We start from the raw sequence: 24,715 nt of genomic DNA, 5'->3' as shown, positions 1-24,715 counted from the left end.
AGGGAGCCTTAACGTCGAAGTCACGGCGGTAACTCAGGCAGATCTACACGCGTCAACTGATCCAACTGGCCCGCGAAAAAATGTTGCGCATTCGTCAGGCAGGCAGCGGCCATGCGCTGATTTGCCTCCTGTGTGTTGGAACCGATATGCGGCGTGAGGACAACGTTGTCCAGCTGACGCAGATCCTTCCCCGGTGACGGCTGATAGGGCTCACACTCAAACACATCAAGAGCAGCGCCCCCAATGCGGCCTTCGGCGAGCGCGTCGTAAAGCGCGGCTTCGTCCAGCACCCCGCCCCGCGCGGTGTTGATCAGACATGCCGCTGGCTTCATCAAGGCCAGTGTCGGCGCATTGATGAACTGCCGCGTCGAGACATTGGACGGGAGATGAATCGTCACGTAATCGCATTCAGCCATGAGTTCCTCAATCCGCTCTACATACCGCTCGAGGCCGTACCTCTGGCGAATTTCCGCCAGGCTGCATTTCTCGACCTGCTCCAACCGGGCAACGCCCGTCGAGTTTGCCGCCCAAACTTTCATTCCAAAGCCATAGTGCGCTATGCGGGCAACGCGGCGGCCAATCCGTCCAAAACCCACAATGCCAAGCCGTTTGCCGCTCAACTCACTGCCGGCGGCACACTGAAAATTCCCAGCGCGCAACGCTGCTTCGGCCTGGGGAATCCTCCGGGCAAGACATCCCATGAGCCACAAGACGTGCTCCGCCACACTTATGTCTAACGTTCCCGGCGTGTTGCAAACGGCGATCCCGGCTTGTCGTGCAAGGGCTTTGTTCACGCCATCATGACCAACTCCAAACCTTATGATCAGCGAGCCTTGCTTTTGTCCGCCGATTTGTAGCGCAGAATACAACGGTCCAGTGTAGCGCCCCACGCCTACAATCACGGCCCGTGCATTTTCGTTTTGAACAACTGACGCGAGACTCGCTTCGTCGTCGGGAGACCGGACCGTTCTGAAGGAACTGCATCGCCGGAAAGTTTCCTCTCCCTTTCGGTATTCATTCTCCGTTACGACAAGAGTTTCAAGCATGGAACTGCAGAGGATGAAAAAGAACGATTACCCTGACCGTTGGACGCAGGGTGAATTGCGCTGACCGAAGCCCCTCCCAGCATCTTGCGGCAACCCTGTTGGATGAAAAGTGTATCGAGACTGCACGCGACAAACCGGAATCCCTCGTCAACGCACTGTTTCAGGTCGTCAGGATTGGTTGAGACCACATGGATTCCCGGCGCGACGCCATGCCGAACACACGCAGCCAATACCTTCTGTTGCGCCGCCAGGACATCCGGATGCTCCAACTGGCCGGCCAAACCCATCGAGGCCGACAAATCGTACGGCCCGATAAAGGCCGCATCCACTCCTGGCGTGGACAGAATCGCATCAGCCTGCGCTACTCCCACATGATTCTCCAGCATCACCACCACGATCACTTTTCGGTTGTGTTGCTCAAAATAGTCTTTGAAGTTGCGTCCAAAATCCGTGGCTCGGCACAACGACGTCCCTCGAATGCCCTCCGGCGGAAATCGCGCAATGGCTGCCGCCTGTGCTGCCTGCGCCGGTGTGTTCACCGCCGGCACAATGATTCCATCAGCCCCAATATCGAGCACCAGCTTGGCTTGAACCGCGTCACACGAATGCAGCCGCACCAGCAGATCGCACTCACTGCCTTTCAGGGCCATCGCAATCGCCTGGAGATCGTGCAGACTTGTGCTGGTGTGTTCCAGGTCGACCGCGATCCAGTCAAAACCTTCCCCCGCCATGATCTCTGCCACCGATGGATGCCCGATCATGATCCAGCCTCCCAACGCCGCCTTCCCGAGTGCTAACTTTTGTTTTGTTTGTCCCATAGGTTTTGTCACCGACGCGTCAAGATACAGTCCACTTTGGACTGCGATACTGTACCCGTGGCCCACACTTGCATACTTGATATATCGAGAATACCTTCTGCATTCTTTGTGTCAAGATTGATGTGTCTGTTCGATCGGAAAGATGTGTCAGGCGCCAGCAAAATTGCGGTAGTTCTCCCGTAGAAGCCGCGCAACGTCCTGCCGAATGGAATGCTCATGAAGACTCAAACCCGTTTCCAACAACTTGAGATATTCCTCCGTCAGCACCTTGCCAATGATCCGGCGATTGTGTTCCCACTTGTAAACCAGCTGATCAAGAATGCGGGCGTCCGAATGCTGAGCCACAAACGTGGTGCCCAGCATTTCAATGCGCATCCGCGTGATGGCTTCAATCTGGCTGGGGTTGTTGAGAAACCACCAGCAGCCAAAAATCATCAGGTTTCCAAACTTCCGAGCCGCCACACAAAGTTCATGTTGATTCTCCTGTGAGAGCATGGTGACGAGAAACTTGTTCTCGGGGAAATCACGACAGACATTTGCGACGCTCTGGACGTCGCCCCGTCCACCGCCATCGCCACCGTCCCTAAGCGCTGGATTCACTCCGCGGTTCACACCAATCATCAAAGCCCATGACAGCCCTCGTTCGCGCAGCGCCGGCAAAAGGCAGTCACGTGTAAGGCGATCTGCAGCCGGGTTGTTCGCGTTTGGATACGCCCAATCGGGCGGAAGACTCATGGCCAAATAGGCCGACTTCATTCGATCAAGCCAGGACCCGAGCCATCGCTTGACTTCGTCAACGGTCTGACCACCGAGATCCACGCGCACCCGGTAACCCCAGGAGACCAGCTTTTGTGCCACCCATGGCCAGTCGGTTAGCAATTGATCACAACGCAAAACCGGCTTGAAGCGCGAATCGCCGCCCACGTCCGGATCCCGCTCCCACATCGCGCGTTCCACGTCATCAAACACCGGATTCGTCATCGTGATCTGATCGACATTTGCCAGCTGCATGACTTTGTCGATGTAAGCATCCGGCTTTTGAGCTGCGAACCATTTGCGAAACCGATTCAGATCCTTTTCGTTCGGATCCAGGCCCAGCCGGGACAAGGTCGTGAGGACCCCGCGACAGGCTTCGCTCAGCGGAGTGCGCTCTACGAAAAGATTCTTCCAGATATGATTGGCCTGTTCCGGCTTGGTCATTGACCAGAACTGCTCGTAGCTCAGTTGTGACGGCGGCACGACGCGGAAAACCTCAGCGACGAGATAGTGATAAGTCAGCAATTCATCGATTCCGAAAAGCAGCAGTCCTCCCGGTTTGGAGCTGTAAGCGAATCGAGGACTGTAACAGTGCGTGTGCAGATCCGTGGCGGGTTGCTTCGCCAAAAGCCGGGCGACCGTGGCTCCGATCTGATCCCGCTTCAGTACGTTCGATATCGTCCCAGCGTCTGAACGGTCCGCGGCGGGGGCAACGCGGATTCCGCCGGGCAAGTTGAAACCCACAGCTGCCAGTGCGGCGACACTCAGCGCAGTGCGGCGGGACAAATGATGATCGAACAAGGAGGGCGCCATAGTCTCATCTATCATTCGAGGTTTGTTCATAAATGCTGTTCTCCTTCGGTTCAAAGCTCACCGGCGAATGAGTGCGTGCGTGCATGAGCTCAAAAAGCTCCAGCGGAATCCCGGGGTGTCGCAGGACGCGTCAACCATTCCGCATCCCGAAGCCATTCCTGGCCAGCCCGTTTTGCTGCGCGCTCAAGCCAGAACGCTGCTCTGGCTTTAGCCCGGACATCCGTGGTCAAGTCGGTGAGGGCATAAGTTTTCGCGAACGCATGGGAACGGCGGCTGAAGGTGACACTTCCTGCGAGTCCGATGCAGGGAACCTGCAGTTCGCGGCAACGCGCCGCAATCTGGCCGACGCCCTTTCCCATGAGGGTGGAATCATCGATCGATCCTTCGCCGGTCACCACTATGTCGGCCCAACTCAGGCGCTCCTCTAACCCCGCACGCTTGGCAAAGAGTTCAAACCCCGGCTCGAGCTTCGCGCCTAGAAAAGCGGCTAATCCGAATCCAAGACCGCCAGCCGCACCTGAACCGGCCACGCGTGCGAGCCCCAATCCGCAATCCTTTTTCACCACCTGAGCCAGCCGCGTCAGGCATCTCTCAGAGTGATCAATATCTTCGGCACGCAAACCTTTCTGAGGTCCATAAACACGAGTCGCGCCCTTCCTTCCGAGCAGCGGGTTTTGAACATCGACGGCAATCGAAAGGTCCTTCGGCCAGCAGATCCGATGCGGCGGTTTAATCCCGGCGAGCGCTTCCAACCTTATCCACTGTTCGAGTGGTTGATTGTTCGAATCGATGAACTTCCATCCCACGCTCCTAGCGAGGCCGAATCCACCGTCGTTCGTCGCACTTCCACCGATGCCGATGATTGCTTTTTTAGCACCCATCTCTGTTGCAGCTTTGACAACAGCGCCCAAACCGAAGGTATCGAGCTCGAACGGATGAAAGCGCCCAGCCGGCAATCCTGCCATTCCGACCACTTCAGCGGATTCAATTACCGCCGTTTTGGTCTTTGGCTCCCACCACCATTGCGCCACGCAGGGACGCGAAGCGGCATCAACGGTCTTTATGGTTTGAACCGTGGCTTTCAGCAATGAACCGAGAAGTTCACCAAAGCCATCTCCGCCGTCGCTCATCGGAAGCATCCGGACAGAAGCATCGGGAAATGCCGACAGCCAACCGGCAGCCATAACTTCAGCAGCGGCTCTGGCGGTCAGTGTCCCCTTAAACTTGTCGGGAGCTATCAGAACCTTCAGCGACATGTTTTTCCTGCGTGACTCATGGCGTTCGTTTGAACCTTGCCAACCCTTCGCGAGCGGCCTGCATAAGGAGAAGAATCTCGTTGGACCAAAGATTCAGGGTCATGCCTTTGGCGATCCACGGGTCCAAAGCCTCGGTGTTGGTCATGACGTGAAGGCCGGAATACTTTCCCTGCTGTTTCGCAGCTGCGATCACCTGATCCACTGCATTGATGAATTCAGGATTTCCCAACTGTCCGGGAATTCCCAGGCTTTGCGACAAGTCACTCGGACCAACAAAAGCCGCGTCAATGCCTTCGACGGCCAGAATCTCACCGGCGTTCTGCACGGCTTTCCGCGACTCGATCTGAACCATCAGCACCGTTTCCTGATTGGTATTCGCCATGTATTCACCAGCGTTCTCAACTTTCTCGTAACCGCTGTGCGGCCGAAACAACGAGACTCCTCGATCGCCCAGTGGAGCATACTTGGCGTACCTCACGAGCAATTCAGCCTGCTCCACTGTTTCGGCGTTCGGCAGCAGCAATCCTGCAGCACCCATTTCCATGTACTTAAGGATCACCCCGCGCCGAACTTCAGGGATGCGCACAATCGCGGGAATTCTAATTTCGCGAGCCAGCGCAAGGACGTTCGCAACCTTGCTGTAATCGAAAGACCCATGCTCGCAATCGATGACGAACCAATCGAAGCCGCAGAGCTTGACGATCTTGGCAATCTGCGGGTTGTCGAACGCAGTAACCATCGTTCCGACCAGGCTTTCGCCTGCCTTTAATCGTTGCTTCAGGTTGTTATTCATCGGACCTCTTCAGGTGGCCTGTGCCGCGGGAGGCGCGGACGCCGAAGTTTTGGGTGCGTCGTCGTCGTCGAGTGAAATAGTCTCCACTTTTCCGACTACGAACCACATGGAAAGCGACGCGAAAACGAACATGCAACCGGCGACTAACAGGGCGTACTGAAAGCTTCCTGTCCACGTCAGCAGCAATCCGGTAATGATTGGAGCCAGGATGCCGCCGAGAGCGCCGGCCGTGTTCATGATTCCACCCACTGAGGCAGACGCTTTGTTTGGCGCCACTTCCGCGCAAACGGCCCAGAGAACGACGCTCGCGCCGGATTCGAATGCCAGGCACGCCGCCAGAATCCAGACCGCCAGAATCGCGCTATCCACATAACCGGCGCAAACGATCGAAGCCGCCAGGAACTGGAGCACCACGATGCAACCCTTTCGTGATTGCGTCACCGTCAAGCCGCGCTTGATCAGCCAGTCAGAAATTTTTCCCGCCACCGGTTGAAACATGAACGCAGCGATCCAAGGCAACGCCGAATACCAACCGCTCTTGACAAGCGTAAAACCGCGTTCCATTACGAGATACGCAGGCAGCCATGTCACAAAAAGATAAAAGGAGTAATCCTGGAAAAACTTGCACATGACCACGCCGAGAACGTTTCGATGACGCAGCAGCTTCGTCCAGGGAATCTTCTTCGACGCGCTGGCACTCGCGGATTCCTCCTTCCTGGACTCGCTATAGGTCAAATACCAGAGTGCCACCCAGCCGAGACTGCCAATTCCCGTTATGAGAAAGGCATAACGCCAGTTGAAGATCTGAATCAGGTAAGCCATTACGACCGGCGCTGCTGCAAAGCCCAACCGAAAACCGGAAAGGTAAATTCCGACCGCAGTTCCGCGTTCTTCAGATACGAACGTCGCCCGGACCACTTTTGTGTTCACCGGATTAATTGCCGCTTCGCCCACGCCGACCCCGATTCGGAAAAGCAACACATGCCAGAACTGCGTAGCGAGTCCGGTCAACGCCGAAAAAGCGGACCAGATAAAAGCGGACCAGCCCAAAGTGGCTTTGGGGCCAAATTTATCCGCCAGGATTCCAGCAGGAATGTTCAATGCCAGGTACGCCCAAAAAAAGGAGGAGAGAATGATGCCCATCATGGCTGGATCAATCTTTAGATCCGTCATGATGAACGGAGCCGCCGTCGAAATGCTGCCTCGATCCAAAGCGTTAATGAAGGTCCCGGTGAACAGAAGGAATACAACCCACCAACGATTCTTGATTAGTTTTTTCAAATTAAAAACGTGGCGCCGGGGATCTATCTCGCAACTTGAACCTTCGCCATTTTCTCGTAATAGCGGATCAATGCTCCGTGATCGGAATCTCCCATCTCGTCAACTTTGAGAGTCTGCATCAGTTCCATGACGGAAGCCGTCAGAGGAAGCGGGACCCCGATTTCGTGCGCGGTTTCCAGGGCGTTTGCGAGGTCCTTGATGTGAAGGTTTATTTTGAAACCGGGTTTGAAGTTTCGGTCCATTACGAGCGGCGCTTTGGCATCCAGGACAGCGCTGCCCGCCAGCCCACCTCGCACAGCCTGGAACACAAGCTCCGGAGAGACACCCGCCTTGGTGGCGAGCACCAACGCTTCTGACATAGCCGCGATGTTCAGAGCGACAATGATCTGGTTGGCCAGCTTTGTCACATTTCCGGCGCCGATATCTCCGGTCAACACCACTGAAGCCGCCATGGCATTAAAGATCGGCCGGCATTTCTCAAAAACCTCCGGCTTGCCGCCAGCCATCACAGACAGTGTTCCCGCGATAGCTTTCGGTTCGCCACCACTGACCGGCGCGTCAAGCATCTCCACCTGCTTTTCGGCAAGGCGGTCCGCCAGCTCGCGGCTGGCGAGTGGAGCAATCGAACTCATGTCGGCTAGAATCATTCCCGGACGAGCGCCTTCAATCACGCCGTCCTTTCCCAGCACCACTTCAATCACCTGCGGTGAGTTGGGAAGCATGGTGAGCACAACGTCGACCTCTTGAGCTACTTCCTTCGGAGTTGCCACCTCCCGGGCACCGGCAGCAACCAGTTCCTCCACGTTGCCACGAGCCACATGTCCGCAAACCACGAGTTCATAGCCTGCTTTCAGCAGATTTTTGCTCATGGGTTTGCCCATGATTCCGAGCCCAATGAAGCCAATTTTCATAGTTGTATTCGAACGATTATTCGCGATCCGCTCACGACTTATGCCCAGCCTCATTCATCCAGCCGAATGAATCTCCGCTCGGGCCTTTCGGCACGTACTCAAGCCCGATATAGCCGTCGTAGCTGAGCGTTTCGAGTTCCTTGAACAGAAAGGGAAAATTAATTTCGCCCGTGCCAGGCTGATTCCGTCCGGGATTGTCGGCTACTTGTATGTGTCCGATCCGCGAGATGTTCCGGCGCAGCGTTGCGGTAATTTCGCCCTCCTCCCGCTGCGCATGATAAATGTCATACTGCATCAGCACATTGGGTTGCTTCACCTGATCGATCAGCTTCAGCACTTGCTCTGTGCGGTGCAGGAAAAAATCCGGAATGTCATAGTGATTGATGGCCTCAACCAACAACGTCAATCCGTCCGATCTCAGTGCTTCGGCGGCATACTGAACATTGCTGGCAAGTGTTTCCCAATGCTGCTCCTCGGTGAACCCTGAAGTTCTCTTGCCGGCAAGACAATTGAGCCGGGCTACTCCGAGAGCTTTGGCGTAGCTGATGGCCTTTTCTACTCCGGCGCGAAACTCGTCCTTCCGTCCGGGATGAGCGGCAATGCCGCGGTCCCCTGCCGTCCAATCGCCGCACGGCAGATTGAACAGCACCTGTTGCAGGCCGTTCTCACGCAGCTGAGCTTTCAAATCTTTAGCTTCGTAGGAATAGGGCAGAAGATATTCGACATACGTGAAGCCCGCCCTTCGCGCCAGGGCAAAGCGCTCCATGAATGGCGCTTCAGTGAAAAGCATGGTCAGGTTTGCTGCAAACTTTGGCATTGTTTTATTGGTTGGGGGCGTTTCCTCACGTATTCGCACAAGCTTCGATGGGCCCAACGAACTGGAACACATCCAGCAGACCGGCCGAAGGAATTGACCTTCGGCCGTGCGCTGAAACTGATTCAACCCGCTACCCTGGTTCGTTCAAGGATACACAAGGCGGAAGAACACGCTCCCTTGGGAACGATCAATGTTATGAATCAACTCATTGCTGTTTTCCGATCCCGGAATGGTGTGCCAATCCGGGCTGATCCCGATTGAGAGGGAATTCGTCTGGACCTGCAGCAACCAGCCGGTGTGACTCTCCGGCCACGCGAGGGTGACTGAATTGCCGGTGACTGTGGCCGTGATGTTCGTCGGAGTGGGATCAGGGTTCGGCCCGGTGACGGACGAGGTCAACACCTGAATTGTGCCGTCGATTGCCAGTTTGTCAGTCCAAGTATAATTGGCTCCGTTATGATCGGTGGCCGGCAGGCTCACTGACGCGAAGGTCCCGGTGCTGGGACCACTGAACAGTTGGAAGCTCTGGCCCGCCAGCAATCCCGCGCCCGCATTGGTGACAATGATTTCTCCACCAAACGTGATGTTCGCCGCCTGAAGCCGGCCGCTGTTGGGCGTCGCACTTCGATCCAGCGAAACCATGGTCGTGCCGGCCAGCGTGACGGCGTTCGTCACGGTAAGCGTCCCGGTGGGATTTCCAAGGGAAAGGGTTGAACCGTTCCGCACGTCAAGGCTCCCTAGAATTGTTCCCGAGCCCTGAAGGGTTTGCGGCATCAGCGCACCCAACACCAGAGTTCCGCCAGATAGACCGGAAACGTCGAGAACGCTGCCCATCAGAGCGAAACTCGGCGTGTTATCGCTTAAGGCATCGTCGCTGTCGACGACCAGGGTCCCGCTTTCGACCACAGTTCCGCCGGTATATGCATTGGTTCCCGACAAGGTCAGGACCCCCGGTCCGCTCTTCACCAGATTGCTTCCTCCATTGAATTGCGACAGGTTCTTGAGCGTCCCTGCCAGGAATTCCACAATATCCAGCGGAGCGGTGTCCGTCCCAATGTAATTCCCGTTCATATCAAGCACGGCAGGATCGGCGCTGTTGGTACTGTTTAAAATCAAGGTGGCGACATTCGCAGTATCGACCAGCGTATACTTTCCTATCCCCCCGTTCAACACAGTGAGGCTGCCACCGCCGATATGCAGCGTGGCTGGCGCTATTCCCGACAAGCCGATCGCCACGGATGTAAATTGATTCACCGCCGTGACGTTTACCGCCCCGCCGCCTATGCTGAAAAGATTCACGTTATTGGTGTTATCACCCGCCCACCCCAACAAGGCACTATCCATGTTGAATATCCCACGATCGAAATAAAAACGGTTGTCGATCACTCCTTTTCGTCCAGTGTGAATACCAAGTGTATTGAGGGCTGATTGCCGGAACAGTCTGACGTTCAAGTCTGCATGGTGCCCTCTGAGATCAATCAAGTTCGTCACGTCATTCGTCGACTCACTGTTGGACTGCTGCATTTGAATATCCATCTTTCCGGTGCCAGCGCGGTTGCGGAAAATGGCAACACCGTTGGTGTCACCGTCCTGAAACTTGATCGTCCCCATGCCAGCCGTTCCAACCGCCATCCGGATCGTCCCCTGAAGCCTGTTGGTGCCGACACCCAACAGGATGGTTTCCATCCCAGCGGGATCGAATCCGAGATCGAACTCGGTGGTGGAAATCGTGCTGTTCGTGGCTAGAATGATTGTTCCCGGCATTCCGTCCCCGCTTTTATCGCCGATGACGAAACGTCCGCTGTTGGTCACATAGAAGCTGTTCAGACCGGAAAGATCCAAAGTTGCGATGTTGCCCGGACCACTTGAACTTCTTCCGATTCGAACCACCTCGTCACTTCTTTGATTTGAAGGCGTGATTCTCAATTCTCCTTCGCCGGACACCCTGAAGTGCGTAGTAGCCAGTTCTTCGAGATCTCCGGGACCTAGAAGAAAAAAAGTGGTTTGAAGGGACTGGCCAGCCGGGATCGTGACAACATTAGCAACCGCTTCGTTCGTCGAGTTGATTACAAGATTAGTAACGACATACGAGGCCGGCATGCCGTTAGCGTCTGCAAGCACGATATTGGTGAAACCAATTCTCGGAAGTGTGGCCGTGTCATTAACCCCATCATTTGGAACACCCAGCGGTGACCAATTGTTTGCGTCGCCCCAATACCCGTTGGCCGCCGAGCCGGTCCATTGGAAATCGACCGCGAACGCACGCGTGGTTAGGATAAGGAGCGCAGCCGTTGCGAGAAACGCCCTGGGAATCCTTGCCTGTGGATCAATATGTTTTTTCATGGGTTGTTTTGTTTGAGTCACCGGGGGGTGGCGACATTCTGTCGGAGACATTAAACCGGCCTGGGGGTAAGACAGTCTGGAGCGCAGAGCCCGTCAGTCCTGCAGCATATAGACTTGATTGAATGGCATTTTTGTAATCCGGCTCGCGTAATTATCGGTGCCCACAGCATCGAGATAGCTCGTGAAGGCGGTCTGCAAGCCGGGGATGTTGACCTGCTGAACACTGCCATCCGCCTGAGAAAAATTGCCTGATCTCACGTGGGTCTTGTTGTCCCAAGCAATCTGATTGACGGACGCAGTGTCCCCGTCACCCACAGGCGTTTTGGAGATGTAATGCTTTCTGGGCGATGCCGGCCAAAAATTCTTGTCGATCCATAAAATCGATTGCGGGTATTTAGGTTTCGCATCTAACGACACCGCGTAGCTGGTATTGGTTTTATCGAACTCTGCCCAGCTCCGGACGGGAACGGCCGCTTTGTCAGCAGGGCATGCCGTGATGAAAGGCGTGGGCAGTTGGTTTGAAACCGTGTTGAACAACGAGACGATTAATACGTTTCCATAGTTGTTGGGCTTTTGAACCCCTCCATCCATGATTGAAGCGTCCCAGGGAAACTTGTCCTTCGCATCCATGGCGAAGATCGTGAATGCCAGCGTGAACTGCCTCAGATTATTGGCGCACGAAGTTCTTTGAGCTTTTTGTTTCGCCTTCGCCAAAGCCGGCAAAAGCATGGCCGCCAAAATGGCAATAATAGCGATCACCACCAGCAGTTCAATCAGCGTGAATGCCGCCCCTCTCTTCATTTTTCTCTCATGCGACACTCGTCCAAAGTCACGCACGTAGTTGATGCTCATTTTCCGGTTCATAATTCGAATAGTGTCTTGACGTTGCACTCGGTGACGGGCGTTCAGTCCAGAGTCAGCCGCAGTGTGTTTCCGCACTGATGCACATGCGAAAAACGGGAGAGAACTTTGTCGGAATGCACTTCGAGGTTCCACATGTTAAAAGTGAGGCGCTCATTCGTGATATATCAAACATACCTATAGCCATCAGGCGCAGGCAAGGGAAAACTTAAAAAACTTCACGCCGGCAGTTTTGCCTTTTTTCGGAAGCAAACTTTTCGCAAATAAGGACAATGAAAATTCAGTTATTCCTGATCGCTGTCGCTATCCTTTGCGGCTGCAGAAGTTCCGAATTTCCCATTGCCGCAAGCACAATCGGCGATGACACCCCGATGGCCGAAAACGAGGGAATCGGACCGAAACGGATATTTGCGGCGCCTTACGGAGTGGTCTGGGATTCCGCATTGCGGATGGTTAAGCAAAAGGGACTCGTCATCAAAAGCCTCAACGAAGCAAACGGCTTCATTGAGGCGGAATCAGCCGGAAAATCGGGAGGCGAACTCGTGGGAATCTGGCTTCATGAAACCGGAGAGGAGGCCACCGAAGTTGAGGTCTACTTCCGAGTTGAAGGAAACAATAGAGAACTCATGAAAACTCAATCCGAAACTATTCTGAACAGTATCGCACAAGCGCTGGGATTGCCATAAAGGCAATCGGCTGACTCAACGCCGAAACGCGGACGATCACTTGTTTCCCGTCTTCTCAGTTGCCGCAAATTTGTCAGCGCTGGGAACAGCGAAACGCGACACCCATTAACTTGCGCCCGTTTGAGGTGAAGAATGCAGTCGAAGAAGTGAAGCGAGCGGGCGTCGCGGTGCGACACAGCGGTGAGTTAACGAATCAGGCAATGCCATGGGTTGGACTGGCAACGGCCAAGGCGTGTCCGAAATTGTGGATTGGTTTCCCGCAAACAAAGCCGCAGTCGCGTCCGCCGGCAGTGTGATGAACGACAAAAGGAACGCAGTTCGAGCCTGCCCTGTTTCTCATTCTTTGTGAGGCGGGCAGTCGCAGTTCAGACACGCTCCTGTTGAGCACTCGCCACAGAAATGCTCCAGGCCTTCACGCAATTTCTTTCGTGCTCGATGGAGTGTGACGCTTGCGTTGTTCGGCGATATTCCGGCTGACTTTGCGGCTTCCGCCACTTGCTCATTACCCAGTTCGATTCGGCGAACCAATTCTGCCTCGCGAGGGTTAAGATCATCGATCAGGGTATCAACACACCGGCAGGCGAGCTTCTCCAGCTCATTGTCCTGGAGCGTTGCCGCATTGGCGGCCCATGAATCATCCCGGAGCTTTCTCGATTGCTGGCTCCGGACATGATCTACGATGGCATTCCGAAGGACCTGATAGAACCATGCAATGACCTTTTCTTCGTCCCGCAGTTCGTTGGCGCTTCGCAGAGCTTTCATCAACGCGTTTTGCAATACATCCCCGGAGTCCGCTTCACTGCCGAGCCGCGAAATAAGAAAGGCCCGAAACTCCGCTTGGCGCGCGAGTATCGGGTCGATTGTAGTTGCAGGCCGTTCCACGGCCCCAACATACCCCCGCAATCTGGGCGTCGCAATCGCTTGCGCGGAGATCATAAGGCGATTCTCCGAAGGCGGAGAGCATTCGCGATAACGCTGACGGAGCTCAAGCTCATGGCCGCACCGGCAAGGATCGGGCTGAGGAGCAGACCAAAGACAGGATAGAGAACCCCTGCCGCGATTGGCACTCCCAGCGTGTTGTAAGCGAACGCAAAGAACAGATTTTGGCGGATGTTCCGCATTGTCCCACGAGACAGGCGAACGGCCTTCGCGAGGCCTCGCAGATCACCTTTGAGAAGGGTCAATCCAGCGCTTTCCATCGCGACGTCGGTTCCCGCGCCCATCGCAATCCCGACCCGAGCTGCGGCGAGAGCGGGAGCGTCGTTTATACCGTCCCCCGCCATTGCAACCTGAGCGCCATTCGCCTGCAACTCCTGGACGAGGTGGATCTTATCCGCCGGGCTCACCTCAGCTCTGACGTGTTCAATACCGAGCTGCTTTCCAACCGCCTCCGCGGTATGCCGGTTGTCGCCCGTTGCCATGATGACTTTGATCCCAAGAGATCGAAGCTCCTGAAGGGCTTCGCGTGTTGTGGCTTTGATCGGGTCGGCAACCGCCAGAAGTCCCGCCAAACGTCCGTCGATCGCGCAGAACAGGACGGTATTTCCATTTTCCTGCAATGCTTGAGCTCGGGCGCGAGCCGCGTCAGGAATTGAGACGCCATCGGACTGGAGAAACGCCACCTTACCGATCAGCACGGACGAACTATTTACCCGCGCGACCACTCCGCCGCCAGTTATTGAGTGAAACTCGTCTGCATCCAACAGTTCGATGTTTCGCGCTTTCGCGCCGCGGACTACTGCCGAAGCGAGCGGATGCTCTGAGCCTATCTCTACAGACGCTGCAAACTGCACCAGTCTCCTTTCGTCGGTTCCACTCCAGGTAACAATCTCAACGAGCTCCGGCTGACCTTCTGTGAGCGTGCCTGTCTTGTCGATGACAACGTGGTCAACTTTTCCCAGCGACTCAAGCGCCTCGGCATCCTTAACCAGAACACCCACCTGCGCGCCCCGGCCAACCCCGACCATGATCGACATCGGCGTCGCCAGTCCGAGGGCGCAAGGGCATGCGATGATGAGCACGGCTACCGCGTTGACGATCGCATATGCAAGACGCGGTTCTGGCCCAAAGAAATACCACAAGACGAACGTAAGAGCCGCAATGGCCACAACTGCTGGAACGAACACCGCTGCCACCTTGTCAGCGAGCCCCTGCACCGGGGCGCGACTCCGTTGAGCCGATGCAACCATTTGCACAATACGCGCGAGCAATGAATCTGCTCCAACCTTGTCGGCGCGCATGATGAAGCTGCCGGTTGAATTCACCGTGCCGCCTTTGACGGGGTCACCGATCGATTTCTCAACAGGAATCGATTCCCCTGTGAGCATTGACTCGTTAACAGAAGACCGCCCTTCCTCAACGAATCCATCAACTGGAATCTTTGCGCCTGGACGAACGCGAAGGCGGTCGCCGGCCGTAATCTTCGAAAGCGGCACTTCTTCGTCGCCGTGCTCGGTTATTTGAATGGCTGTCGCAGGCGCTAAATTCAACAGCGCCTTGATTGCACCGGACGTGCGGGCTCGAGCCCTAAGCTCAAGCACCTGGCCGAGAAGGACGAAAACGACAATCACGGCCGCAGCCTCAAAGTACAGGTCAATCATCCCGTGGTGACGCATCGCAGGAGGAAAGATCGCTGGAAAAAAATGAGCAACCACGCTGTAGGCCCAGGCGGCAACGACCCCGAGCGCAATCAACGTAAACATGTTCCAGTGCCGATTGCGGAGAGAGCGAACGCCGCGCGTCAACAATGGCCATCCGACCCAGAGAACGACGGGTGTGGAGAGCGCAAACTGCACCCACCGGCTCCAAGGAGCGTTCGCGACATCAGCGAGCGAGGGGATTAGATGCAGCATGCCGAGAATGAAAACCGGCACGGTTAATACCGCACCAACCCTCAACCTCCATGTCATGTCGCGGAGTTCGTGGTTTTTCTCGTCCGGCGAACTCCCCGTTACGGTTTTTGGTTCCAGCGCCATCCCGCATTTCGGGCAGTCGCCGGGGTGATCCTGCGCGATCTCAGGATGCATCGGGCAAGTCCAGACTGTGTGAGTGGGTTCCCGAAAAGCCGGATTGCGCTCCAGAGCCATGCCGCATTTTGGGCAATCCCCGGGCGAGTCGCTTACGACGCCTTCGCACATGGGGCAGAAATATTCAGCTGCGGCTGGTGGCTGAACGCTGTGTTGATGCGGATGCTTGTGTTTATCGTCCGAGTCGCAGCACGATCCAGGGCTACCAGTGGGCGTTGGTGATGCCGCGTTTGTCCCTTTGCTCTTGCAGCACGAAGTCTTCGCAAATTGCTCCTCGCTGGTTTCGCTGTAACCGTGCTGGTGGTGGGAGTGCGTTTTTGCGGGCGCACTGCCTCGCGAATGGTCGTTCGCATGAATATCGTGTTTCATACCGGGTAGACGGAACATATCACCGGATCTTACATATAGATTTTCCGCCGTCGCGGACACCCGCTCAGGCTCGAACGCTTCCCATGGCTGGGCTCGTCGCATCGTGGCGGCAAAAGCCGGGTGGTAAGATTTTCGAGAGGGCTGCGTCTACGTGGCATATGCGAACGCAGATCATCACACTCTTTCGACAACGGCGGCAACCGGTGAATTGTGCACAATGAGCGTTCATCCCCATGGACCCGAGCCTAAATCCAAGGCCGAGCGCGGCGGGCCTGAAATTGCTTTCCACCTGAAGCCCGATCGGAGCGGATTCCACCGCCTGTATGTTCAAGTCCGAATCGATGGGCGGGAATTGTTCGCGCCCTTCGGCATCAAATTTTTCTATTGTAAGAGGCTGGCTGAAAAATAAGTGGGGTGCTGCGGCGAGGGATTTCAGACAGGCTCTAAACAGCTGCACAACATTGCGAGCTCGCCAGGCTTGAAACCCCGGCGAGTTATTGGCGTCTTGAGAGATAATGAAAACCCGCCAGGCGCTTGCTACTTGTTTACTCATTGCAACGATTGCGCATATTCCACGCGCTGCCGCGGCCGATTCGACGCACCCGGCCGACAATCTGCCGCCGCACATTACCCGGCTTACGGGATTTGGAGAGCGCGCGGACTGGTCGCATGACGGGAAGCGCATTCTCTTTCTCTCCAAAACGTTTGGCGACGCCATGGAAATTGACATTGAGTCACGATCGATCCGCAACCTCACCGCGCATTATCCGCATCACGGCTACACCCGCGCCCTGTATCTGGCCAATGGAGATGTTCTGCTCTCAGGACCGGATGCGTTTGATCCGTCGCGCCCGAATGAAGCGCGGGTGCAATGCTTCCTGTACGTGCTCGACAAGAACTTCGACAAGCCCGCAGTCCGGCTGGAAACGAAGTGCAGCGAAGGGCCGGCAGTTTCCCGCCAGCGCATGCACATTGCGTGGACTCATGTCGCCGCGCAGTATCCCGGGAATATGTTAAATGGCAGTTCCAGGATGCAGGAGGCGGACCTTGTTTATGAAGGGGGAAAGCCGAAGTTGACGAACCACCGCCTGATTGTGAACAGCGGGGACCTGCCGTTTCGTTGCACGCTGGAAACGCAGAACTTTCGTCCGTCCGACGAGAAGGAACTGATCTTCAGCGCTTACGGATATCAGGGAACTGAGGTTTGCGGAATCGATCTGCAATCCAAGGCAGTCGTGAACTACTCCAACGCAACAAATCAATATGACGAGCCCGAGGGCATTTTTCCCGACGGCAGGGCGATTCTTGTGGAATGCGACAAACACAACCTGCGCGGCTCCCGTTTCGCCGACATCTTCAAGCTGACGCTGGATGGCAGTGGAACCTATGAGCAGGTCACGTTCTTCACGAAGTATCCGGGCTATCGAGCGTCCAATCCTGTAGTGAGCGATGATGGGCGGTTCATGGCATTTCAGCTTGCCAAGTCGACGGAAGCCGCTGGCGTTGGCCACGGCATCTTCGTCATGGACTTGCGTGGTTTGTGATGTCTGCAATTCAGCAACTCTCCGCCGCAGGAGACGGAGTGAAGACGCTTAACAGGAGCACGCAGAGGTCGCAGAGAAATGGTAGAGGCGGCTGTTTCCGAATCCGTGTTCATCTGCCCGGCTATCCCCCCTTAACCCGGCTTCCGCTATTCGATTACGTCCCCTGGTCTCGCCAAAGCAAGCTGTTGCAAACGCGTGTCTTACGACGTTTTGGATCTCGAATTTGAATCTATGGAGCGATTTTCGACGGGCTTTTCTTGTCCATACGAAGGCGCCTCTTCTCGGAAAACGCAATGGGGTCGCGTCTAAATGTTTTACATTCTCACCTGCACTTGGCTGCTCTCGGACATCAATTCTGATTTGTCAACTCTTTAGACGCGACCCCATTGCATTTGCGTAACGGACGACCTCGTGCCCATGCAATTTTTCAGCGGTTCAGCAATTGCAGCACAAGATGTGGTTCCGTTTACTCAGTTGCCAAAGTTGTTCAAATAGTTTGAGGCCAGGAACACCAACAAAACGCAATGGGGTCGCGTCTAAATGTTTTACATTCTCACCTGCACTTGGCTGCTCTCCGACATCAATTCTGATTTGTCAACTCTTTAGACGCGACCCCATTCCCCCATTGCTTTCACAACCATTTTGCAGGGCAAGCTCCAATCCTTGGATGCGAAATGGCATCCGATCGTGCAGCGCCTCGCCGTAAGAGACTCCTGGAGTCGAACCGAGTTCGAATCGCTGGCGCGCGAGCATCAGTTCATGCCCCTGAGCGTTTTCGACGCCGTCAACGAATGGGCCGATCAACAACTTGGCGACTTCCTTCTTGAAGGGGAGGATTCCGTTACCGTCCATCGTTCCCTGCTAAATACCTGAACTATGAGCGAACCGATTAAGCGCCGTGAACGTGACGCAGTTCTCCAATCACTCCAAGCGGGCCTCGTGCCCAAGCTCGGTCTGCACCTGATCCAAGTCGGACGCAAGCAGGAGGTGGCGGCGCTGCTCTCGGACTTGGAGCGAGTGGAACAGGGCGGTTCAGCATTTCGTATAGTTGTCGGGCGATTTGGCAGCGGGAAAAGTTTCTTCGTGAACCTGGTTCGCACGCTTGCGTTGCAACGTCGGCTGGTTGTTGCTCAGGCCGATTTTACGATGGAACGCCGCATTCAAGCTACGCAGGGCCAGTCCCGCGCTCTTTGGTCGGAATTGATGCGCAACCTTGCCACGAAAGGCAAACCGGACGGTGGTGCGCTTCGTAATCTCATTGAAGGTTGGATTTCGCAGGTTCACCATGCCGTGACGCAGAAGGGTGGAACACCAGAGGATGTAAAAAAGCAAATTCTTGCCGACCTGCGCAGTCTACAAGATTATGTCGGCGGCTTTGAGTTTGCAGAGGTCCTGTCCCGTTACTACGAGGGACACGTAGACCACAATGATGAATTGCAGGCCGCCGCATTGCGATGGCTGAGGGGTGAATTCAGCACCAAGACCGAAGCACGCGAATTACTCGACGTGCGGCGAATTATTGATGACGAGAATTTTTACGACAGCCTGAAACTGATGGCGGCATTTTGCCGGTTGGCCGGATACGCCGGGCTGCTTGTTGGTCTCGACGAGATGGTGGTTCTTTCCCATCGTCTGCCAAACTCTCGTGCCCGCCAATCAAACTACGAGGCGATTCTAACAATCCTGAATGATTGTCTTCAGGGCAGCGTCGGCGGATTGGGATTCCTTCTGGCTGGGACGGATGAATGCCTGGAAGATAAACGCCGCGGCCTGTTCAGCTACGAAGCGCTCCGCACCCGACTTTCCGAAAACCGCTTCGCCGGTGACGGCGTCGTGGATTTCTCCGGGCCGGTCGTCCGTCTGGCCAATCTGACCCCGGAGGACCTTTTTGTTCTTCTGCGCAACATCCGGCATGTCCACGCCAGTGGTAATCCACAGAAATATCTCGTGCCGGACGACACGCTGGTTGCGGTGCTGCAAAAGGCAAACGAAACGATGGGGGCTGAATTCTACAAGACGCCGCGCGATGTTGTTCGCTCTTTCGTCGGGCTGTCGAGCGTGCTGGAGCAGAATCCCGACAAGAAGTGGCAGGACTTTCTAAACTCCGGCTTCATGCAGAAGCCCGCCGGGCCTGCCTCGGTCGAGGAAGAAGTGGCGCGCGGTGTCGTCCCCGAAGACGAACCAGACGGAGACTTAACCTCCTTCAAACTCTAATGAGTCAGGCCGCTTTCGCCCTCCTGCATCCCGGCGTCCAACGCGCCATCTGGGAGATGGGCTGGAAGCAGCTTCGTCCCATTCAAACCGAAGCCATCCAAACACTGCTCGGTGGTAGCAGTCATCTGCTCATCTGCGCGGCCACCGCAGGCGGCAAGACCGAAGCGGCCTTTCTCCCGATCATTTCGACACTCGCCGCAGGGCCGCATGATTCTGTTCGCGCCATCTACGTCGGACCGCTCAAGGCCCTAATCAATGACCAATTTGGTCGGCTTGATCACTTGTGTGAGCGCATGGAAGTCCCGGTTCATCGCTGGCACGGCGATGTTTCCGCATCCCACAAACAAGCTCTCCGTCGCAACCCCGGCGGCATTCTCCTCATTACGCCGGAGTCACTCGAATCAAATTTCATCAACTACGGGGCCCAAGTGCCACGCCTCTATCGTGAATTGGAATTTGTCGTCGTGGACGAAGTTCATTCGTTTCTCGGCAACGTCCGAGGCGTTCATCTTCTCAGCTTACTCTCGCGATTGTGCGCCGCGACTGGGCGGCAGCCACGCCTGATCGGCCTTTCCGCGACGCTCGGTGATCCTGAGATGGGTAAACAGTTTCTCGCGCCAGATGCACCGGGAACTGTCACGCTCGTTCAAGATTCCGGCGCGGGGCGGGAGGTGCGATTTGCACTTAAAGCGGTGCTGAAGCGACCCGATGCGCGAAAGGCCGGCAACTGTGCGCCGCGACTCACGCCGGCGGAGATCCTGGAGTTTGTTCGGCACAAAACTGCCGAACAATTGCTCGCCGCCGGTGAATCGCCGCGAACTGAAAATAACACACCAAAACCAGCCGACGAATCTGATTCACCGGATGATCTTGATGATGTTGCGGACGATGTCGTTCGCAATTTTGCCACTTCCACCAATCTTGTCTTCGTCAATTCTCGACGAACTGCCGAGGAACTCGCGGTCCGGGTGCATGATCGAGTGGCCAAACAGAAATGGCCTCATGACCCGTTCATGATTCACCACGGGTCAGTCGCCAAAGAACTCCGCGAGGAAACCGAAACCGCGCTAAAAAGTGGCGTCCCGACAACGGCGATTTGCTCCAGCACCCTCGAAATGGGAATTGATATCGGTTCAGTGCGAGCCGTTGGTCAAATTGATCCGCCTTGGAGTGTTGCATCATTTGTCCAAAGACTCGGCCGTTCGGGTCGCCGTGAGGGCGAGTCCTCAATCATGCGACTATATGCGCGTGAGGAATCACCTCACGCGGGCAGTCGGCTAACCGACCTGCTCTTTCCCGATCTGCTCCGCAGTATTGCTCTGACACGGCTGATGCAGCAAAAGTGGCTTGAACCGACGGAAACGCAGAAGATGCACCTGAGCACACTTGTGCATCAAGTGTTCAGCCATTTGAAGCAAACGGGAGGAATGTCGGCCTCGAATCTCCATGAATCCCTTGCGGTGAGAGGCCCGTTTCGTTCCGTTTCAGCAACCGACTTTGTATTGTTGCTCCGGACCCTGGCGACGAAGCAACTCATCGAACAGATTCCAACCAGTGAGATCATTCTCACCCCCGCCGCTGAACGCATTACTTCCGCCCACGATTTTTACGCGGCATTCAAGAGCACTGAGATGTTCACCGTGCGGCACGACAAATCTGAGATTGGCGAACTGCCGCTTGATGCTCTGCCGCCCGCAGGCCAACTCGTTGTCCTGGCGGGCAAGCGTTGGCTGGTGGAAGAAATCGATACAGCCACCAAGACAGTGTGGGTTACACCTGCCAAAGGCGGGAAGATTCCCGTCTTCCTCGGCAATGGAGGCGATCTACATACTCGCGTCGTTCAGGAAATTAAGACCGTTCTTCTGGCGGGCGATGAACCCGCTTATCTCGACATTGCCGCCCGTGAACTCTTGCGGACCGCCCGCCATGTCGCGGCGACGGTCGGCCTGAACGCGTCAGATGTGCTGCTCGCCCCAAGAGGAGTGCGCTGGTTTCCCTGGGTTGGAACACGATGTCTGCGCACCCTCGCTATTATGGCTGAATTGAATGGTGTAAACTGCGAAACGGATCGCCTGTCACTCTGGCTGCCGGTTCCCGGTATCAGCGAATTTCGAGATTTCGTGAAGAAGCTCGCGAACAGCAGGATAACAGCACAGCAACTAGGCTCTCGGGTGACGCCTCGTAACTTCGAAAAGTTCGACGAATTCCTGCCTGATGAATTGTTAACGAAAGCCTGTGCCGTAGAACGTCTAGCAATCGAAGAATCTCAGTTGGCTTTGAAAAGCATTTCAGCCGCGATCGATGCGTAATTTGTTCTTTTCCTGGGCTGAGTCTGAAAATACTGCTGGTCTGCGGTGGTAGATTTTAAGTGCTATGCTCTCACTGGTGGAATTAAACGTTGACCGGCTACAAACCGCCTCAGGATAAATCCTTGCGCAGTTGGTCGCCTTGCTCGTCTGTGGTGCCGAGTGGTTCTATGAGGAAATATGCCAAGGAGAAGCCACTTTGCCTTCCCTTGAAAGGATCGCATTCGCTCCGACTTTCCGAAGTGCGTTCGTTCGGCCATGTACGTCGAACTCGTCAGCCCTCGATACAGCTAACTCCCGTGCTGCTTGAACCAAGTGCATCTTCGCAGTATCGGCATCGGTTTACAGTCGGACGTCACCTGAACTGTTCGCTTCTCGTTGTGCCTTTCGTTTGTTCAGGCGTTGAACCACATATTCCAAAAAACGCGCAATGGGGTCGCATCTAAAACGTTGACAATTGCTTCTGAAGCTTCGCAACGAACCTCTGGCGCTCCGGACCAAAAAACGCAATGGGGTCGCGTCTAAATGTTTTACATTCTCACCTGCACTTGGCTGCTCTCGGACATCAATTCTCATTTGTCCACTCTTTAGACGCGACCCCATTGCATTTAGGAGAGACCGCTGAGGATTAGAAGTTCGGACGGTGTCACACGCCTGCGCGGCGCCGCGCGCGCGTTCTACGGTCTCGATTCGCGCCAATATAAACAACAATATGACGTTTAGCCTATTCGTCCTCGTTCCTGTTTTGCGCATGATCGCGGTTGGCACCGAGATGTCCGCAGGTTGCACACAGTTGCCCGCTCGTCCGGCAGGGTGAAATGCTTGGTTTCGGCAATATGAAGAAGAACAGTCCGTCCCGCATCCTGCAATCCGCCGGGAAGCGTTCATTTTGTTCCCTGTTATCCCGCGTTTTTGTTTCGGATCAGACGGAACGATCCAGCCTTCATTCGATACAACCAAGGGATTCCGATGATTCGCGCCTGACAGAACCCGATTAACCAGCGATGCAGAGGCTCATGATTACGAGAATTTGGAAACCAACCGCGGCAATGCTGGTCGCTTCCAGCGCCATGTTCGGAACGACATGCCGGGGCGACAACCCAATCGTGCAAACGTCCTTTACCGCCGATCCTGCGCCCCTGGTGCACGACGGCGTGGTTTATCTGTACACCGGCCATGACGAAGACGACGCCACGGGATTCAAGATGTTCGATTGGAAATGTTTCACTTCAACCGACATGGTGAATTGGACGGATCGGGGGGCGGTGATTTCCACCGAGACATTCAGTTGGGCCGTGAAGAACAGCGCCTGGGCGTCGCAATGCATCTTCCGGAACGGGAAATTCTATTTCTTCAGCACCGCAGCCCAGAAGCGGAATGGCACCATGTCGATTGGCGTGGCGGTTTCAGACAGTCCCACAGGGCCGTTTGTGGATGCGATCGGAAAGCCGTTGATCTCGAACAGCCGAGAAGACATTGACCCAACGGTGTTCATCGATGATGACGGCCAGGCCTACCTGTATTGGGGCAATCCAAATCTCTATTACGTGAAGCTCAATGAGGACATGATTTCGTATTCCGGCGAAGTGGTGAAGTCATCCGTGAAGCCAAGGAACTACCAGGAAGGCCCGTGGTTCTACAAGCGAAACGGCCATTATTACATGGCTTACGCCTCCACCTGCTGCCCGGAAGGCATCGGCTATTCCATGAGCGATAGTCCAACGGGACCGTGGCCATTCACGGGACAAATCATGGATCCCAACAGGTTGTCCGACGGGAATCATCCGGGCATCATCGAGTTCAAAGGCAAGTCCTACATTTTCGGATTTCATTACAAGCTCAACTGGGAGATTGCGCCTGTGAAGCGCGAACGGCGTTCGGTCTGCGTCGCCGAAATGACTTACAATTCTGACGGGACGATTCCGAAGCTTCCGTGGTGGAACGACGAAGGCGTTGCGCAGGTCGGCGCTTTCAATCCTTACGCGCAAGTTGAAGCCGCGACGATCTGCTATTCGCGAGGAATCAAGACAACCCCGCGGTTGGGCAAGGCGGGTGTTTACGTGAACGCAACCGAGAACGGCGCATACATCAAGATCAAAGGCGTCGACTTTGGCGACCGGGGCGCGACTAATTTTCTCGCGAGCGTGGCGACTGTGGAAGAGGGCGCAACTATTGTTCTCCGTCTCGACAGTGAAACGGGCACTCCAATCGGCACGCTCAAGGTCAACTCCACGGGCGCCCTGGACAAATGGGAGACTCAATCCTGCAGAATCACGCGCGCCAGAGGTGTGCACGATCTGTATCTGAAATTCTTCGGCGATGACAAGCCGCTGATGAACCTCGACGAATGGAAATTTGAATAGCCGCGCATCTCTAAAAGGTGAGAGGGTTGCAGTGAACCTTTTCTGCGATCACCGTCCGGCGCCAGCTGCACGGAAGGTTGCATCACGGAATGCCGGTAAAGTCTGGCGCGTTAAACGCAACGGAACAGAATGACCAGCACCTCCGGACACCTCGCCTGCGCGCAGAGACTCTGCGCCCCGTGTCACATCTGATTTTTGTACATTTCACAGCTTAAGCAACCTACCGTGTGTCTCCTGTCACCAAGGCATCTCGTTTGATCGCAGACAGATGCTCCGAAAACGATCCCGCTTTTGATCGTTAGGCGCGTTTTCCTGAGCCGTTTTCAGCTCGCAAGGAATCGACGCTTCTCGCAGCGCCCACATGCGACCCCTTTGCATTCCATTAGCCTTCAGCGTTTCAGCTTTGCCCCAATTCTACCCGGTGATGGCAACTCTTTCGTAAGCGGTAAGGCGTGGGCGTTGCACTATAGGGACAACTTTCGCCGAGAACAAAGCAAGATATGTGGTGTGAT

At 55.4% G+C, this 24,715-nt stretch carries 18 protein-coding genes; 5 read left to right on the top strand and 13 right to left on the bottom strand.

From position 1 onward, the window contains the following. Positions 1–20: 20 nt before the first annotated feature. The 10 genes from VEH04_13280 to VEH04_13235 form a co-directional block, all read right to left on the bottom strand. Entirely contained in the window at positions 21–1,046 is a 1,026-nt protein-coding gene (locus VEH04_13280; GenBank protein HYG23750.1) for an NAD(P)-dependent oxidoreductase, read from the bottom strand. Next, positions 1,025–1,864, bottom strand: a complete 840-nt coding sequence (locus VEH04_13275) for an aldolase/citrate lyase family protein (protein ID HYG23749.1) — start codon at positions 1,862–1,864, stop codon at positions 1,025–1,027. Before VEH04_13275 ends, VEH04_13280 begins: the two co-directional genes overlap by 22 nt. A gap of 147 nt (positions 1,865–2,011) precedes the next feature. Beyond that, a complete protein-coding gene (locus VEH04_13270; protein ID HYG23748.1) occupies positions 2,012–3,463 on the bottom strand; it encodes a glucuronate isomerase in 1,452 nt (483 codons plus the stop codon). Positions 3,464–3,522: 59 nt separating this feature from the next. After that, positions 3,523–4,689 carry a glycerate kinase gene (locus VEH04_13265; GenBank protein ID HYG23747.1) on the bottom strand — a complete coding sequence of 389 codons (1,167 nt, stop codon included), beginning with the start codon at positions 4,687–4,689 and terminating at the stop codon, positions 3,523–3,525. A gap of 16 nt (positions 4,690–4,705) precedes the next feature. Further along, positions 4,706–5,482, bottom strand: a complete 777-nt coding sequence (locus tag VEH04_13260; GenBank protein ID HYG23746.1) for an aldolase/citrate lyase family protein — start codon at positions 5,480–5,482, stop codon at positions 4,706–4,708. Between the two features lie 9 nt (positions 5,483–5,491). Then, positions 5,492–6,763, bottom strand: coding sequence for an MFS transporter (locus VEH04_13255; GenBank protein ID HYG23745.1), 1,272 nt, complete (start codon positions 6,761–6,763; stop codon positions 5,492–5,494). Positions 6,764–6,786: 23 nt separating this feature from the next. Beyond that, the gene (gene garR / locus VEH04_13250; GenBank protein HYG23744.1) at positions 6,787–7,674 is read right to left on the bottom strand and encodes a 2-hydroxy-3-oxopropionate reductase; all 888 of its coding nucleotides are present in this window, start codon (positions 7,672–7,674) and stop codon (positions 6,787–6,789) included. Positions 7,675–7,705: 31 nt separating this feature from the next. After that, positions 7,706–8,491: a hydroxypyruvate isomerase gene (gene hyi, locus VEH04_13245; GenBank protein HYG23743.1), complete on the bottom strand. Its 786-nt coding sequence runs from the start codon at positions 8,489–8,491 to the stop codon at positions 7,706–7,708. A gap of 144 nt (positions 8,492–8,635) precedes the next feature. Continuing rightward, entirely contained in the window at positions 8,636–10,834 is a 2,199-nt protein-coding gene (locus VEH04_13240) for an autotransporter-associated beta strand repeat-containing protein (GenBank protein HYG23742.1), read from the bottom strand. Between the two features lie 93 nt (positions 10,835–10,927). After that, positions 10,928–11,635 carry a prepilin-type N-terminal cleavage/methylation domain-containing protein gene (locus VEH04_13235; GenBank protein HYG23741.1) on the bottom strand — a complete coding sequence of 236 codons (708 nt, stop codon included), beginning with the start codon at positions 11,633–11,635 and terminating at the stop codon, positions 10,928–10,930. 332 nt (positions 11,636–11,967) lie between these two features. Between VEH04_13235 and VEH04_13230 the strand changes: the two genes are divergently transcribed. Further along, positions 11,968–12,381 carry a hypothetical protein gene (locus VEH04_13230; protein HYG23740.1) on the top strand — a complete coding sequence of 138 codons (414 nt, stop codon included), beginning with the start codon at positions 11,968–11,970 and terminating at the stop codon, positions 12,379–12,381. Positions 12,382–12,717: 336 nt separating this feature from the next. On the opposite strand, the gene VEH04_13225 is transcribed toward VEH04_13230, so the two are convergent. Together VEH04_13225 and VEH04_13220 are read right to left on the bottom strand one after the other, a co-directional pair. Further along, positions 12,718–13,317, bottom strand: a complete 600-nt coding sequence (locus tag VEH04_13225; protein ID HYG23739.1) for a sigma-70 family RNA polymerase sigma factor — start codon at positions 13,315–13,317, stop codon at positions 12,718–12,720. Next, entirely contained in the window at positions 13,314–15,776 is a 2,463-nt protein-coding gene (locus VEH04_13220) for a copper-translocating P-type ATPase (protein ID HYG23738.1), read from the bottom strand. Before VEH04_13220 ends, VEH04_13225 begins: the two co-directional genes overlap by 4 nt. Before the next feature lie 515 nt (positions 15,777–16,291). On the opposite strand from VEH04_13220, the gene VEH04_13215 reads away from it, so the two are divergent. Continuing rightward, the gene (locus VEH04_13215) at positions 16,292–17,320 is read left to right on the top strand and encodes a hypothetical protein (protein HYG23737.1); all 1,029 of its coding nucleotides are present in this window, start codon (positions 16,292–16,294) and stop codon (positions 17,318–17,320) included. Positions 17,321–17,914: 594 nt separating this feature from the next. Here the strand turns inward: VEH04_13215 and VEH04_13210 are convergent. Further along, a complete protein-coding gene (locus tag VEH04_13210; protein ID HYG23736.1) occupies positions 17,915–18,172 on the bottom strand; it encodes a hypothetical protein in 258 nt (85 codons plus the stop codon). Positions 18,173–18,196: 24 nt separating this feature from the next. Here VEH04_13210 and VEH04_13205 point away from each other — a divergent pair, with 24 nt between their 5' ends. The 3 genes from VEH04_13205 to VEH04_13195 all read left to right on the top strand — a co-directional run bounded on the left by VEH04_13205 (position 18,197) and on the right by VEH04_13195 (position 24,203). Next, positions 18,197–19,534, top strand: coding sequence for an ATP-binding protein (locus VEH04_13205; GenBank protein HYG23735.1), 1,338 nt, complete (start codon positions 18,197–18,199; stop codon positions 19,532–19,534). A 791-nt stretch (positions 19,535–20,325) separates the two neighbouring features. Next, the gene (locus VEH04_13200; GenBank protein HYG23734.1) at positions 20,326–21,843 is read left to right on the top strand and encodes a helicase-related protein; all 1,518 of its coding nucleotides are present in this window, start codon (positions 20,326–20,328) and stop codon (positions 21,841–21,843) included. Positions 21,844–22,856: 1,013 nt separating this feature from the next. Next, positions 22,857–24,203: a glycoside hydrolase family 43 protein gene (locus VEH04_13195; protein ID HYG23733.1), complete on the top strand. Its 1,347-nt coding sequence runs from the start codon at positions 22,857–22,859 to the stop codon at positions 24,201–24,203. Positions 24,204–24,715 lie beyond the last annotated feature (512 nt).

The sequence above is a fragment of the Verrucomicrobiia bacterium genome, from assembly GCA_035629175.1.
Lineage (GTDB): Bacteria > Verrucomicrobiota > Verrucomicrobiia > Limisphaerales > DASXHY01 > DASXHY01.
This window is presented reverse-complemented; position numbering and strand designations above follow the sequence as displayed.